We start from the raw sequence: 14,466 nt of genomic DNA on the forward strand, positions 1-14,466 counted from the left end.
TTTGATATATCATGTATCAGTTTGGAGGCTGAGGTTTGGATACTGACCGCCGGTCCGACCGTGGCCGCAACGTTTCGGAGGAATTTCTCGCGGACCGTGCGAAATTCATCCGGCTGGAGACACTGCGCCTGACGCGTATCGCTGGCGCGGGTCACTATTCGAGCACGTTTTCGGCCGCCGAACTGTTCGCAGCGCTCTATTACGCGCACCTCCGTTACGATCCAGGCAAGCCGAAATGGCCGGATCGCGATCGCTTCGTACTCAGCAAGGGCCATGCCGCGATCGGGCTCTATCCGGTTCTGGCCGATCTTGGTTTCTTCGATCCGAAGCTGCTCGACAATTTCACCAAACTGGGCAGCGCCTTCGGCGACCATCCGGATATGAAGAAGATAGCCGGCATTGATTTTTCCTCCGGTTCTCTTGGGCACGGCCTGTCGATCGGCCTTGGAATGGCGCTCGCAGGACGGCTGCAGAAACGCGACTACCGAACCTATGTCATGCTCGGCGACGGCGAGCTCAATGAAGGCCAGATCTGGGAAGCCGCAATGGCGGCCGGCCATTACAAGCTGAGCGGTCTGGTCGCCATCGTCGACCGCAACCAGCTGTGCATCGACGGCCCGACGGAAGCGGTCATGTCGGTTGAGCCGATCCATGGGCGGTTTGAGTCCTTCGGCTGGGATGTCCGCCGCATCGACGGGCATGACTTCAAAGCTATTCTCGCGGCGCTCGACGGGCTGGCGCCGGCCGGTCATGGCAAACCGCAGATGATCGTCGCCGACACGATCAAGGGCCGTGGCGTCAAGCATATGGAACTGTCGTTGAACTGGCATGTCGGCAATCTGGTCGGCGCTGACTACGACGACGCCTACAACGAGATCGCTTCCGGGCTGACACCCTATCAGAGGGAGGACGCGTGATGAGCACTGTGACGTCCAATGCCGGCCAGGACCAGAGCACGCTGTTTCGCGGCAGCGACACCGAAATAGCATTGAAAGATGAGAAGTCGGTACGCGGCACGCCGAACAAGCTCATGCCGGCGTTCATCCTCGGCGAAGAGCTCGCAGAGCTGGCCGACCACGACGAACGTATCGTGGTAGCGACCGCCGATCTCGCCAATTCCAGCCGCACACGCGATTTCCATGCGCGTCACCCGGATCGCTTCATCGACTTCGGCATTGCCGAGCGCAACATGATCACCGCCGCCGCCGGCATGGCCTCGTGCGGCATGATCCCTTACGTAGCGACCTTCGCCTCGTTCTGCGCCATCCTCTGCGCCGAACCTATCCGGACCGACTGCGCCTATCCGCGCATGCCCGTGCGCATCATCGGCCACCATTCCGGCATCTCGATGGGTTTTTACGGCACCAGCCACCATTCGCTTGAAGACCTCGGCATGATGCGCAGCATCGCCGAACTCACAATCGTCTGCGCGGCGGATGCCAACCAGTTGCGGGCCATCCTGCGCGCGTCCGTGGATCACCCGGGCGCTATGTATATCCGGCTCGGCCGAGGACGCGATGCGGAGGTCTACTCCGAAGTGCCGATCGATTTCCGTTTCGGCGAGGCAAAGATGCTGCGCGACGGAACCGACCTCACGATCATCGCGACCGGCTCGCAGATCCATGCCAGCCTCGCCGCAGCCGACACGCTGGCGGCCGAAGGGAAGAGCGTCCGCGTTCTCGACATGCACACGATCAAGCCGCTCGACGTATCGGCCGTGCGCAAGGCCGCGGCCGATACGGGCGCTATCCTGACGGTTGAAGAGCACAATGTCATTGGCGGGCTGGGAAGCGCCGTTGCGGAAGTGATCGCCGGCGGACCGGCTGTGCGCTTCCAGCGCCATGGGGTCGTCGACGAATTCTCGCTGATCGGCCCGCCGGCGGCGCTTTACGCACATTACAGGCTTGACGCTGCCGGGGTCACGGCTGTGGCGCGGGAATTTCTCGCGGGAACGGGAACGGTTTGAAAAGAGCGGGATGAGACCCGTCAGACGGCGCCTGCCGGCTTGCGATCAGCGCAAGCCGAACGATCATCGATTTGCGAATGGGAGAATCCGATGGCACTGAATTTTCCAAAATTATTCCGAGGGGCCGCGCTGGTGCTTGCCGCCGCGACCGCGTTTCACGCCGGCCCGCTCTTGGCTCAAGACCAACCCTTGATCATTGCACGCCACCTGGAGATCAACTCACTCGATCCGAGCCGTGCCTTCTGCGACACCTGCCAGATCTATTTGAGCTCGGCCTATCAGGGCCTCGTCTCGCTCGCCGCCGACAACAAGTCGATCGAGCCGCTCCTGGCGACAAGCTGGGAGGTCAACGCCGACCAGACCGTGTTCACCTTCAAGCTTGCTCCCAACGCGGTCTTTTCCGATGGCAGCCCGGTCGAATCGAAGGACGTCAAGTGGAGCTACGAACGGCTGAAGAATATCAAGGCCGACGCCTCCTTCATGATGTCGCTGGTCAAGTCCATCGACACGCCCGACCCGAAGACCGTGGTCGTCACAATGGAAAGCTCCAACTCCGAATTCATCGGCGTGCTGACCGCGCCCTATACCGTGATCATCAACAGCGACGTCGCGGCTGCGGCGGGCGCCAAGGCTGATGCGGACGCATCGACGACCGACACCGCGGAAGGCTGGTTCCTGGCGAATTCAGCCGGCAGCGGCCCTTATGTACTGAAGTCTTATGCACCCGATGACGAGTTGCGCTTCGTCCGCAACGACAAATTCTGGGGCAAGGCGCCGGCAATCGGCGAGATTGTCATTGACGAAACCGCCGACGCGGTATCGCAGGCGCAGATGCTGCAAAGCGGTGCGGCTGACATCGCCATGCAGGTCGATCCGGACACGTCAAAAACGATCTCTTCGCCGGATGTGGCGATCAAAACGGTGCCGTCCTACAACTTCATCTACGTCATGTTCAGTCCCGGTGCCGAAGGCAACAAGGTTCCCCTGACGAAGGAAGTCCGCCAGGCGCTCGCCTACGCGATCGATTATGACGGCATCATCCAGTTCACGGTCGGCGGCGAAGGCAAGCCGCAGGCTTCGCCGATACCCAACGGCTTCCCGGGCACCGCCGATCTTCCGATGCCCAAGCAGGATCTGGAGAAGGCGAAGTCCATGCTGGCCGCCGCCGGACTGGCGGACGGGTTCGAGCTCGACGTCACCGTCGCGCAGCTCAACGTCTACGGTGTCGACCTCGTGCTCTTGATGCAGAAGGTCCAGCAGGACCTGGCACGGGTCAATGTGAAACTCAACATTCAACCGGTGGCTTCCGCCGTCTGGCGCGAACAGGTCGCCAGCCCCGGCGTGCCATTCTCGGCCCGCTTCTACGCGCCTGACTATTTCGGCTCGGCCCAGTACGTCCAGTTCTTCGGCATGATCCCGGATTCGTTCTGGCTGACCCGCGCCGGCCAAAAGGGCAAAGTCGATTTGCTCAATCAAAAGGAAACCGACCTGATGAAAAAGGCTATGGCGGCGTCGGACGCCGAACGCGACGGCATCTATCATGAGATCGCGCTTCAAATGATCGAAGACAAGATCATTGTCCCTGTCGTCAGCCCGAACCTGGTGCTAGCCTACCGCAGCAACATCGAGGGTGTTCGTTATTCCGCCTGCTGCAACCTTCCGCTGTCAGAGCTCAGCCGTAAATAGGCAGGGTTCGCACTCAGAGGCATCGCGATGGTCGGCTACATAGCAAGACGTCTGATCGCGATGCCGCTCCTGCTGCTTGGCGTCGTCACGCTGGCGTTTCTACTGTCGCACTTCACCAATGCCGACCCACTGACCTCGCTCATCGGCGAGCGGCAGATGCACAACGAGGCAGTGGTCGCAGCCGCAAAGGCACGCTGGGGCCTCGACCGCTCGCTGCCCGAACAGTATCTGATCTATTTGAAGAACCTGCTTTCCGGCGATTTCGGCACGTCGTTCCGCACCAAACGGCCGGTTTCCGAAGACCTGCTCAAGCGCCTGCCGGCGACGCTGGAACTGGTTATCGCGGCGATGCTGGTGGGCAGCATCAGCGGCATCACACTCGGCGTGTTGGCCGCCAATTTTCGCGACCGCCTGGCCGACCATTTCGCACGTCTTTTCGCGCTGCTGGGTGCGTCAATCCCGGTATTCTGGTCGGGCCTCATCCTGCTCTACATCTTCTCCGTCAAATTCGGTTGGTTGCCGGGTCCGGGACGGATTGATCCTCGCTCCGAGGCGCCGCCCTTTGTCACGGGCATGTTCACGATCGACGCGCTGATTGCCGGCGACTTCGCCAAATTCGGCGATGCGCTGACGCACCTCATCCTGCCAGCACTGGCGCTGGGCTGGACTGTGACCGGCATCGTGTCCCGCATGGTGCGCGGATCGATGCTCGATGTGCTCGGACAGGAATTCATCCTCGCCGCCCGTGCGAAAGGCGCCGGACGCATGCGCGTGCTGTTGAACCACGCGCTGCGCAACGCAATCCTGCCGACGCTCACGATCCTCGGCTTCTCCTTCGCATATCTTATTACCGGAGCGATCCTGACCGAAACGATCTTCTCCTGGCCCGGCATCGGCTCCTATGCCGTACAGGCGGCCCAAGGGCTGGACCATCCGGCCATCATCGGCGTTACCATCGTTGGCGGAGCGGCATTCCTGTTGACCAACCTCGTCACCGACCTCGCTTACCTGGCCGTCGATCCCAGGGTCAAACTCGGGTCGCGCGGGGCTGCATGAGTATTCAGGTGCATACGCTTCGATCCGTGCGTCTGCCACGCTGGGCAACAGCGCCTGTCATAATAGGCGGCGTCATCATCATCGCCTGGTTCATCATCCTGCTCACGGTACAGTGGTGGGCGCCTTACGACCCGACCATGCTCGCCGGCAAGCGCTTCACGCCGCCCGACGCCGCCAATTGGCTCGGCACCGACGCGCTCGGCCGTGACGTGTTTTCGCGAACGCTCTACGGCGTGCGCCAATCGCTGCCTATCGCCTTGGTGGTCATCGTCTGCTCGGTGCTGATCGGCACAGCGCTCGGCGCGATAGCCGGCTTCGTCGGCGGGCTGCTCGACGAGGCCATCATGCGTTTCGTCGACGTGACGCTCTCCTTTCCGCCGATCCTGCTCGCCATGGCCGTCACCGCCTCGCTCGGACCCGGCCTCGGCAACGCCGCCATTGCCATGGTCGTCGTCTGGTGGCCGATCTACGCGAGGCTGATGCGCGCGCAGGTGCTCTCGGTGCGGGAGCGCGAGCATGTCGAAGCGGCGATCGCCTCGGGCGCCAGTCCGCCGCGCATCTTGTTCAAGCATATTCTGCCGCTGTGCTGGAGCCCGGTCATCGTCAACGCGACCATGGATTTCGGCCAGATCGTGCTGCTCGCGGCGAGCCTCTCCTTCATTGGCCTCGGGGCTGTGCCACCGACTCCGGAATGGGGGCAGATGATCTCCGAGGGCGCATTGCATTTCTACCGCTGGTGGATCGCAGCCGGTCCCGGCATCGCCATCCTCAGCATCGTGCTCGGCTTCAATTTTCTCGGCGACGGTTTGCGCGACTATCTCGATCCGAGGTCGCGATGAGCAATGCCTCCCCCCTGCTCGCCGTCGAGCGTTTGAGCGTCTCGTTCGAAAGCCGCTCGCGAACCTTGCTGCCTGCCGTTCGCGACGTCGACTTCACGATCGAGGACGGCGAAATCATGGGACTGGTCGGCGAGTCGGGTTCTGGCAAGAGCGCGACCATGATGGCCGTCATTGGTCTGCTGCCGCCGCGTGCGCGCGTCACTGGCTCGGTAAAGTTTCGCGGCGCAGAACTGATCGGGCAAGCGGAAAGTTTCCTGCGCCGCTATCGAGGTGCACGAATCGGGATGATATTTCAGGACCCGATGACAACGCTCAATCCCCTGCTCACCGTCGGCGCACAGATCGCCGAGGCGGTGCGGATCCACGACCGTTCCGTCAGCGCGCGCGCAGGCTTGCAGCGGGCCGTGGAGCTTCTCGATCTTGTTTCGATCCCCTCCCCCAGACAACGGGCCGGACAGTATCCGCATGAGTTTTCCGGCGGAATGCGCCAGCGTGCGGTGATCGCCATGGCAATGGCCAACGATCCGCAAATGCTGATCGCCGACGAGCCGACGACGGCGCTTGATGTGACGATCCAGGCGCAGATCATGGAATTGCTGCAGCGACTGTGCTCGGAAAGGCGAATGGGGCTGGTTCTGGTCACCCACGATCTCGGCGTCGTTGCCAGCGTCGCTAACAAGATCGCAGTGATGTATGCGGGACGCATCGTCGAGTGCGGCGAAGTTGCTGACGTCTTCAGGGCGCCGCGCCATCCTTATACGCGCGCGTTGCTGGACAGCCTGCCGCGGATCGAACAGCGCGTGGCGCGGCTGAGCGCCATTCCCGGCGCGCCGCCCTCGCTCGCTTTCCTGCCCAAAGGCTGCGCCTTTCATCCACGCTGCCGGCGGACGGTCGACATGTGCAAATACCAGGACCCCTTGCTGCGCCGGATCGGTCACGTCGATGTCGCCTGTCACCGCGCGGACGAGGTCTCTTCGCCGGTTCGGACAACGGGAGAGACCGTGTGATGGCGACGGCTCCTGCCATATCCTTGCCCCGAGATGTGGCGCCTGCCCAACCCGCGCTGCTATCGGTGCGGGGCTTGGTGAAGGAATTCTCCACCGGCGGCAACTTGCCTTTCTTCGGCGCCCCAACCCGCATCCAGGCGGTATCCGACATTTCGTTCGATCTCAGAGAGGGTGAAACGCTCGGTTTGGTTGGCGAGTCCGGTTGCGGCAAGTCGACGCTTGCGCGGTGTCTGGCACGACTGATCAAACCGACGCGCGGCAGCATCGTCTTTCGAGGCAGGGATATAGCAGGACTTTCGGACGCCGAAATGCGTCCGCTGCGCAGAAACATCCAGTTCGTGTTCCAGAATCCGCACGCCTCGCTGCATCCCGGCATGATGGCCGGCGATATTATCGCCGAACCGCTGCGAATGCTGAAACTGTCAAAAGCGGAGACGCGAGAGCGAGTGGCGGAACTGCTCGACCTGGTGAAACTGGGGCCGGAGCACGCCACGCGTTATCCGCACGAGTTCTCAGGCGGGCAACGCCAGCGCATCGGCATAGCACGCGCGCTCGCCGCAAAGCCGGATCTCGTAATCCTGGACGAGCCGGTCTCGGCGCTCGACGTGTCGATCCAGGCGGGAATCCTGAATCTGCTGAAGGAGATCCAGGAGATGACGCGAATATCTTACCTGTTCATCTCGCACGATCTCTCGGTGGTCCGTCATCTCTGCGACCGGGTGGCGGTAATGTATCTTGGCAAGATCGTGGAGCTTGCCGAGCGCGAGGAACTCTACGAAACGCCGCGCCACCCCTACACAAAGGCGCTGCTTTCGGCCGTTCCGCTGCACGACCCGGACCAGGAAAGGGCGCGCCGGCGCATCCTGCTCACCGGGGATGTGCCCAGCCCCGCCAGCCCGCCGGCCGGATGCCGCTTTCACACGCGCTGTTTCCAGCCTCTGCCGCTTTGCAGCGAGATCGAGCCGCCACTGGCCGAAGCCGAGGGTCATCGCCGTTTTGCCTGCCATAACCCGTTTGGGAACATCAAGGGAAACGCGTTGCAGCAGCCGGCCGGCAGATTTTAGGCAACTGACGCCACCCACCATTTGGCGGGACTCTGACGATGCGCGATCGGTGGCATCTGGCCGCGATGCTTGAAGTCAATCGCATGCCATCCTGTCTTGAAGCTTAGGCATTGCGCGGCAGTGTGCTTTCGGGCAGGTGAACTCAGGCCAACGGAGTTGTGCCCGGGCCAATAGAGTTATGGGCCAACAGAGTGATGAGATGCGTCTGAGAAACTGCCATAACTTCCATGACTTCCGCAGCATGGCCAAACAGCGCCTTCCCAGACCGATCTTCAACTACATTGACGGTGCGGCAGATGACGAGGTCACCTATCGGCGCAACAGGGCAGCCTTCGACGACTGCGACCTGGTGCCTAACGTCCTGCGCGGCGTGACCAATGTGGACATGTCGGTGACCGTCATGGGTCAGAAGCTGGCGATGCCGGTCTACTGCTCGCCGACGGCGCTCCAGCGCCTGTTCCACCATCAGGGTGAACGTGCGGTGGCGGCCGCGGCAGCGAAATATGGCACGATGTTCGGCGTCTCCTCGCTCGGCACCGTCAGCCTTGAAGAGGCGCGCCAGATCAGCAATGGGCCGCAGGTCTACCAGTTCTACTTCCACAAAGATCGCGGATTGAACCGCGAGATGATGGCTCGGGCCAAGCAGGCCGGGGTAGAGGTGATGATGCTGACCGTGGACAGCATCACCGGCGGCAACCGCGAGCGTGACAAGCGAACGGGATTCGCTATCCCCTTCAAGCTCAATCTCGCTGGCATCACCCAGTTCGCGGTCAAACCGTCATGGGCGATCAACTACTACACGCATGAGCGCTTCAAGCTGCCGCAGCTCGACGGCCATGTCGACATGGGCGGCGGCGCGATGTCGATCAGCCGCTACTTCACCGAGATGTTGGACCCCGCCATGTCGTGGGACGACGTTGCCGAGATGGTGCAGCACTGGGGCGGACAGTTCTGCCTGAAAGGCATCATGTCGGTCGAAGATGCCAGGCGTGCGGCCGAGATTGGCTGCACCGGAATTGTCCTCTCCAATCACGGCGGCCGCCAACTCGACGGCTCGCGTACCGCGTTCGACCAGCTTGCCGAGATTGTCGATGCGGTGGGAGACAGAATCGATGTGATGATGGATGGTGGCGTCCAGCGCGGCACGCATGTGCTCAAGGCCCTCTCGCTGGGCGCAAAGGCTGTCGGATTGGGCCGCTACTATCTTTTCCCGCTGGCGGCGGCCGGGCAGGCCGGCGTCGAACGCGCACTGGAATTGATGCACATCGAAATCGAGCGCGGCATGAAGCTGATGGGCTGCACCTCGGTCAACGAGCTCACGCGACGGAACCTGCGCTTCCGTCAGTAGCAGGCTATTTCCCCGCCTTTCATCATCCCCTGCCGGGAAGAGGGAAAGTCGATCGAACCCATCGTTCAGGGTGATCGGGTCTGACCCGGAACTAATCAACCCCGATCAGGCGGCGGATGCGGCTGATATCCGTGCCGATGAAGGACTGCATGCCGATGGCCACCTGTTCCGGCGCCATGGCGGCGACGAAGCGGCGGAACTCATCATCCGACAGCGCTTCTCCCGTCCAGTGGACGCGGCAGAACTCCTCCGAGCCGTGGAAATGGCCAGCACCGTCGAGCACGTCGTCGACATAGCGGCCGTAGATCATGCATTCGGAAAATTTGCGCACAGCGCCGACGATTTCGACCCAGTTGCGGCCATGGATCTTCTCGATCCGCGCGCACATGGCCGTCACGGTTTCGCGGCGCCATGCAATCAGCGTCGAAATATAGTCGTGGGTGGAGACCAATGACGGCTCGATGCCGAGCGCCGAGCCCGCATTGCGCGACCAGATGCGATGCTCTTCATGGCCTTCGCCGGACAGCATGCCGTCGCGGCGGAACAGACGCACCCTGCCGTCGCGCCAGAAAGCGCTGCAGTCGAAAGGTTTTAGGAACGCCACATCGGAATCGCAGAAGATCAGCACGTCTTCCCCGGCGTGCGCCGATATCGCGATGCGGCGAAGCTGCTGCACATGCCAGCCGCGCAGCGGCATGGTCTTCAGGCTGAGCCAGATGCGCCGGCGGAACAGGCTGAGCGGATCGTCGAAGGCATGCAGCCAGTGCGGCAACAGGTCCCGCTCGTCGACGATGGTGCGGCGGCTGTTCTCCAACTGGCGAAACAACGCCACGTCGCGATGCTCGACAAGGATATAGTGGTGCGCCACGCCGGACATGTAGCGGTCGAGGGTTTCGCACAGCAGGCGGCAACGCTCCAAATCCGGCGCATAGCTTGCCGTAACCACGGCCGCCGTAGGCGTCTGGCTAAGGACATCGGGTCCGGCGGCAGAACTCGGTACGAACCGGCTGTTCAATGGCCCGCTCCGCGGCCTGATCTGGCAGGGGCGGGCCTGCCCAAGAATTTCTGGCCGACGACGCGCCACAGAAACACAGGATTACCGACCACATAGCGGCGCCAGAGGCGGCTCGGTTCGATCCACAGCCGAAACAGCCATTCGAGCCTGAGCCGGCGCATCCACAGCGGCGCCCGCGGCACCGCGCCGCTCAGGAAATCGAGCAGCGCGCCGACTGCGATCGGCAGCGTGCAGTGGCGCGCATCGATGTGGCGCGCGATCCACAATTCCTGGCGCGGCACGCCCATGGCGACAAGCAGCACGTCCGGCCGCAATCTGGCGATGCGATCGACGATTGCCGGTTCCTCTGCGGGGGAGAAATACCCGTCGTGGATGACGACGAACCTGTGCTGCAAGGCGAGCGCCGCCAGCTTCTTCGACGCCGCCTCGGCGTTGGCCTGCGTCGCGCCGAGCAGCCCCACAGTCAGTGGCCTGGCGGACGCCTGCAGGAAGGCAGGAATGAAGTCGGTGCCATTGAGATTATCCGGAAACCACGTTCCGTAGAGCAGTTTCGCCGCCAGATCGACGCCGACGCCGTCCGGCAGGATGAGAAAATCGTCGAGCGCCTCGGCAAAGACCGGGTCCGTATAGGCGACATTGGCGTTGTGGGCGTTGAGAAAGCTGACCTTGGTGAAGCGTCGCTCCGCAATCAACCGGGCCAGCAGGGCGACCGCATCGTCCCAGCGGATGGCGAGAACGGAAATGCCGAGGATCGACTTCAAACTGTCGACCCCGAACGCGGCGCGGGCGGTGTGCATGTTCATGCCAACACCTCCTGCCCGACAGGCCCGAGCTTTTTCAGGCCGAGCCGGATTGCGGCATCGAGCGCCTTCACCTGCCGGTGGTGGAAAGCGCTGCCGTCGACATCCCTGATATCGGCCGCGGCGGCTTGCAGAGCGTCGGCGAAGGCAACCGGATCATCGGTCACGGTGCAATTGACCGGGCGATAGCAGATGCCGCGCAACGAATGGCTGGTGGCGACGGAAGGCAGGCCGAGTTCGAAGGTTTCGATGGTCTTGAGCTGCACGCCGCTGCCGGAAGTGCTGATCAGCGGGATGACAGCCGCACTGCGCACGAAAGCCTGCGCCTCCGGCACGCGGCCGACGAATTTAACGCCGGGATGTGCCGACGTGACGCCCGACGGCACTCGGCCGGCTATCCTGATGCGGAAATCCGGCCTGAGATGCGGCACCACCTTGTCCAGGAACCAATCGAGGCCGATGCGGTTCGGCTGCCAGGTCCAGGTGCCGATCAGCGCCGCGTCGCAATCGATACGGCGCGTTTTCTTTTGCGCGGGCGGCTCGGCGCAAGTCACCAGCGGCAGCACCGCCGAACGGTCGTTGGAGGCGACGCCGAGTGCTGAGCGATCTTCCTCGGCCAATGTGAAGACGAAGCGCGCCCGGCGGCAAAGCCGTTCTTCCACGGCCTCGAGCAGCTTGGCCTCACGCCGAAACAACAGGCGCTGGAAGAGACCGGCGGCGGCAGCGGCGTTCTGCTGCGCCGAACTGTGCTCGACATTGTGGGCAACGAAGATCGACGGCCGGTCGCCGAAGAGGCTCTCGAAGGCGCCAGCGAACTGCACGGAATTCAAGACATAGCCGTCGAAGGGGCCGGCGCGCTCGATGGCGGCGTGGACCTCGTTGTCGGTAACCACGCGCAGCTTGACCGATGCGAAAGTGAGGCCGGAGAGCATCGCCTTGGCAACCCAGCCGAGCTTTTGCAGCGATGATGCGCTCTCGGTGCGCACATCGACGGCGCCGAGCACGATGGTATTTTGCGGATCGCTTGCAGGCTTGCCCGGCCAGGTGAAGCCGATCACGGTGACGCGCGCGCCGGCACGCCGCAACGCGGCGATGATCGCGGCATTGGCGATCTCATAGCCCGAGGCAAGAGCGCCGTCGGGCACGATCGATGTGGCGAACAGCAGATGCATCTCACCTATCCTGAGCGGATACGGCTAGCAAAGCGCGGTGAAGCCTTGATTAAGTGACGATATTTGGCGGCCCGAGGTCGCCGATTTGCGGGCTTGTCCGCCAAAGGTGATTAACGAAACGTTATCGTCGCGATGCTATCGAGACCCAACTCACCATCCCGGGTTGGACACGGATGATCCCTTTGCCATCGGACGGTTCGGTATCGATCATTGGGCGGTCTCCGGGGCTTGTCACGGAAGCCGTCGAAGCGGTCGTCACGCTGCCGACCTTCAAACGGCCGGAGCAGCTGCTGGCAACGCTGGCATCGCTCAAGGCCCAGCAAACCGGCAGACGCTTCGCGCTCATCGTCATCGAAAACGAAACCGAGGCGCGCGCCGGCGCCAAGGCGGCGCTGCCGCTGTTCGAACGCGGCGAGATATCAGGCATGGTGATCGTCGCGCATGAGCGCGGCAATTGCAGCGCCTACAATGCCGGCTGGCAGACGGCAATCCTGCACTTCCCCGATTTCAGGCACCTGCTGGTCATCGACGACGACGAGATCGCCGATTCACACTGGCTCGAACGCATGTGCAAGACGGCTGAGACGCTCGGTGCCGACATTGTCGGCGGCCCGCAAATACCTGACTTTGCCGACCCGGCCCATGCCAGATGGTCCGAGCACCCGGTCTTTGCGCCACCCTACCGGGAGACCGGGCGCGTGCCCGCGCTCTATTCCTCCGGCAATTTGCTGGTCGGGCGCAACGTGCTCACCGCCATGGGGTCACCCTTCCTCGACCTGAAATTCAACTTCATGGGCGGCGGCGATTCCGATTTCCTGAGCCGTGCCGCACAAAAAGGCTTTGTGCTTGGCTGGTGCGCCGAGGCACAAGTGCACGAAAGCGTCCCGGCCCGGCGCGTCGAAGCCGACTGGATACGCGCCCGCAGCCTGCGCAACGGCGTCATCTCGACACTGGTCGAGAAGAAGAAACGGGCCGGCACGCCGTTCGCCGACACCAAGGTTTTTTTGAAGAGCCTGGCGCTGCTTGCCGCCTCGCCGTTTCGCGGCGCGATCAGGCTGGCGCGGACGGGATCGTTGGCAGCGGCCTTGTACCCCATTCATGTCGCCGCCGGCCGCGTGCTTGCCGAATTCGGATATGCCAATGAGCAATACCGGCAGCCTGAGAAGAACTGAGCGCGCGCCGCTCAGCGCGGCGTTCACGCGCGACGGCATCGCGACCGCGATCGCGGCGCTGCTGTTCACCGTTATCCTGGTGTCGTTCCGGCCGTTCCAGCCGGCCGGCGCCGAAATGACCGGGGATGGTGGCGACATCGTCAACCAGCTCGGCTTCGGCTCGCTTGGCGCGATCTCGATCTTCTCGCTGATGGCTTTTGCCGACCCGCGCGTGGTGCGCTCGCTGCTCAGTCCGTCCTGGCTGCTGATGCTGGGCTTCTTCATGCTGTCGGTGGTGATGGCGACCGACCCGTCGTCGGCAATGCGCGCCGCATTCTTCACGCTGATCGGCATTTTGACGATGGCGACGATCCTGGCGCTTCCGCGCGGCGCAGAGGCTTTCTCGAAAGCCATCATTTTTACCATAGTCGTCGTGATGGGCCTCTCCTACATCGGGCTCATCGTTTTTCCGAACGAAGCACTGCACACCACCGCTTCGCTGGAGCCGGAACATGCCGGCCTGTGGCGCGGCGTGTTCACCCACAAGAACATCGCCGGGCCTGTCATGGCCTGCTTCAGCTTCGCCGGGCTGTATCTCTGTCGCCGCGGGCAGCGGCTATGGGGCGCGTCGATCTTTTGCGCGGCGATGATCTTCATGCTGCACACCGGTTCCAAGACGACGGCCGGGCTGGTGCCGTTTTCGATTCTGATCGTGGTGCTGCCGGGGCTGATCGGCATGCGGCTCGGCACGCCGATCCTGTTTGCACTGGCCGTAATCGCCACGGCGATCGCCACGCTGGGCATCGTCTTCCTGCCGCCGGTGAAGCATCTGGCGGCACTCTATTTTCCCGACCTGACCTACACCGGACGGACGACGCTGTGGGAGTTCGCCGGCGAGATGCTGGCGAAGCGGCCGTGGACCGGCTACGGCTACGAGAGCTTCTGGGGCACGCCGCTGCTGCTCAACCAGGACCAGCCCTTCGACCGGGCCTGGGATATCAGAACCATCGTGCACGGCCATAACGGCTATCTCGATGTTGCGGTGCTGATGGGCATCCCGGCGCTCTGCGTGGCGGTCTACACGTTCCTGATCGCACCGCTGCGCGATTACATGCGTATCCCCTTGCGCAAGGAAAACATCTATCTCGGCGACTTCTTCATGATGGTGGTGCTGTTCGCAGCGCTGAATGCCTTCCTCGAAAGCTTCTTCTTTCGTCGCGCCGATCCGGTCTGGCTATTCTTCGTGTTCGGCATGTTCGGCCTCCGGCAGGTGTCGCTGCGGCCGATGGCGGTTAAGGGTCCGTCCTGAACCCATCCTTCCCAAGAGGGCTTTCCCGCTTAGTCGCGAGCGTCTATGGGAGA

At 62.8% G+C, this 14,466-nt stretch carries 13 protein-coding genes; 10 read left to right on the forward strand and 3 right to left on the reverse strand.

What is annotated here, in order from left to right:
- Window positions 1-35 precede the first annotated feature (35 nt).
- The 8 genes from ABID19_RS05865 (at window position 36) to ABID19_RS05900 (ending at window position 8,966) form a co-directional block, all read left to right on the forward strand.
- Window positions 36-917, forward strand: coding sequence for a transketolase (locus ABID19_RS05865; RefSeq protein ID WP_354488767.1), 882 nt, complete (start codon window positions 36-38; stop codon window positions 915-917).
- Window positions 917-1,966, forward strand: a complete 1,050-nt coding sequence (locus ABID19_RS05870) for a transketolase family protein (protein ID WP_354488769.1) — start codon at window positions 917-919, stop codon at window positions 1,964-1,966. Before ABID19_RS05865 ends, ABID19_RS05870 begins: the two co-directional genes overlap by 1 nt.
- Window positions 1,967-2,056: 90 nt before the next feature.
- Window positions 2,057-3,652, forward strand: a complete 1,596-nt coding sequence (locus ABID19_RS05875; protein ID WP_354488771.1) for an ABC transporter substrate-binding protein — start codon at window positions 2,057-2,059, stop codon at window positions 3,650-3,652.
- Window positions 3,653-3,679: 27 nt separating this feature from the next.
- Window positions 3,680-4,708, forward strand: coding sequence for an ABC transporter permease (locus ABID19_RS05880; RefSeq protein ID WP_354488773.1), 1,029 nt, complete (start codon window positions 3,680-3,682; stop codon window positions 4,706-4,708).
- Window positions 4,709-4,716: 8 nt separating this feature from the next.
- The gene (locus tag ABID19_RS05885) at window positions 4,717-5,547 is read left to right on the forward strand and encodes an ABC transporter permease (RefSeq protein WP_435528691.1); all 831 of its coding nucleotides are present in this window, start codon (window positions 4,717-4,719) and stop codon (window positions 5,545-5,547) included.
- Entirely contained in the window at window positions 5,544-6,554 is a 1,011-nt protein-coding gene (locus tag ABID19_RS05890; protein ID WP_354488777.1) for an ABC transporter ATP-binding protein, read from the forward strand. The genes ABID19_RS05885 and ABID19_RS05890 overlap by 4 nt, the downstream gene beginning before the upstream one ends.
- Window positions 6,554-7,618, forward strand: a complete 1,065-nt coding sequence (locus tag ABID19_RS05895; protein ID WP_354488779.1) for an ABC transporter ATP-binding protein — start codon at window positions 6,554-6,556, stop codon at window positions 7,616-7,618. The genes ABID19_RS05890 and ABID19_RS05895 overlap by 1 nt, the downstream gene beginning before the upstream one ends.
- A gap of 199 nt (window positions 7,619-7,817) precedes the next feature.
- The gene (locus tag ABID19_RS05900; protein WP_354488781.1) at window positions 7,818-8,966 is read left to right on the forward strand and encodes an alpha-hydroxy acid oxidase; all 1,149 of its coding nucleotides are present in this window, start codon (window positions 7,818-7,820) and stop codon (window positions 8,964-8,966) included.
- Window positions 8,967-9,057: 91 nt separating this feature from the next.
- Here the strand turns inward: ABID19_RS05900 and ABID19_RS05905 are convergent, their stop codons facing one another.
- Genes ABID19_RS05905 through ABID19_RS05915 form a run of 3 tightly spaced genes read right to left on the reverse strand, consistent with a single transcriptional unit; the run spans window position 9,058 to window position 11,953 of the window.
- A complete protein-coding gene (locus ABID19_RS05905) occupies window positions 9,058-9,981 on the reverse strand; it encodes a DUF6492 family protein (RefSeq protein WP_354488783.1) in 924 nt (307 codons plus the stop codon).
- Window positions 9,978-10,784, reverse strand: coding sequence for a WecB/TagA/CpsF family glycosyltransferase (locus tag ABID19_RS05910; protein ID WP_354488785.1), 807 nt, complete (start codon window positions 10,782-10,784; stop codon window positions 9,978-9,980). Before ABID19_RS05910 ends, ABID19_RS05905 begins: the two co-directional genes overlap by 4 nt.
- On the reverse strand, window positions 10,781-11,953 hold the full coding sequence (locus tag ABID19_RS05915) for a glycosyltransferase (RefSeq protein WP_354488787.1): 1,173 nt from the start codon (window positions 11,951-11,953) through the stop codon (window positions 10,781-10,783). The genes ABID19_RS05910 and ABID19_RS05915 overlap by 4 nt, the downstream gene beginning before the upstream one ends.
- Before the next feature lie 173 nt (window positions 11,954-12,126).
- On the opposite strand from ABID19_RS05915, the gene ABID19_RS05920 reads away from it, so the two are divergent.
- Window positions 12,127-13,125, forward strand: coding sequence for a glycosyltransferase family 2 protein (locus tag ABID19_RS05920; protein ID WP_354488788.1), 999 nt, complete (start codon window positions 12,127-12,129; stop codon window positions 13,123-13,125).
- Complete coding sequence (locus ABID19_RS05925) at window positions 13,094-14,413, forward strand: O-antigen ligase family protein (protein WP_354488790.1); 1,320 nt, start codon at window positions 13,094-13,096, stop codon at window positions 14,411-14,413. Before ABID19_RS05920 ends, ABID19_RS05925 begins: the two co-directional genes overlap by 32 nt.
- Window positions 14,414-14,466: the final 53 nt, after the last annotated feature.

The sequence above is a fragment of the Mesorhizobium robiniae genome (assembly GCF_040545535.1).
GTDB classification, from domain to species: Bacteria; Pseudomonadota; Alphaproteobacteria; order Rhizobiales; family Rhizobiaceae; genus Mesorhizobium; species Mesorhizobium robiniae.

Bases quoted from the DNA above. Each gene is read 5' to 3' on its own strand.
- ABID19_RS05870 (WP_354488769.1), top strand. From the start codon at position 917: ATGAGCACTGTGACGTCCAATGCCGGCCAGGACCAGAGCACGCTGTTT.
- ABID19_RS05925 (WP_354488790.1), top strand. From the start codon at position 13,094: ATGAGCAATACCGGCAGCCTGAGAAGAACTGAGCGCGCGCCGCTCAGC.
- ABID19_RS05875 (WP_354488771.1), top strand. From the start codon at position 2,057: ATGGCACTGAATTTTCCAAAATTATTCCGAGGGGCCGCGCTGGTGCTT.
- ABID19_RS05915 (WP_354488787.1), bottom strand. From the start codon at position 11,953: ATGCATCTGCTGTTCGCCACATCGATCGTGCCCGACGGCGCTCTTGCC.
- ABID19_RS05900 (WP_354488781.1), top strand. From the start codon at position 7,818: ATGCGTCTGAGAAACTGCCATAACTTCCATGACTTCCGCAGCATGGCC.
- ABID19_RS05910 (WP_354488785.1), bottom strand. From the start codon at position 10,784: ATGAACATGCACACCGCCCGCGCCGCGTTCGGGGTCGACAGTTTGAAG.
- ABID19_RS05895 (WP_354488779.1), top strand. From the start codon at position 6,554: ATGGCGACGGCTCCTGCCATATCCTTGCCCCGAGATGTGGCGCCTGCC.
- ABID19_RS05880 (WP_354488773.1), top strand. From the start codon at position 3,680: ATGGTCGGCTACATAGCAAGACGTCTGATCGCGATGCCGCTCCTGCTG.
- ABID19_RS05890 (WP_354488777.1), top strand. From the start codon at position 5,544: ATGAGCAATGCCTCCCCCCTGCTCGCCGTCGAGCGTTTGAGCGTCTCG.
- ABID19_RS05920 (WP_354488788.1), top strand. From the start codon at position 12,127: ATGATCCCTTTGCCATCGGACGGTTCGGTATCGATCATTGGGCGGTCT.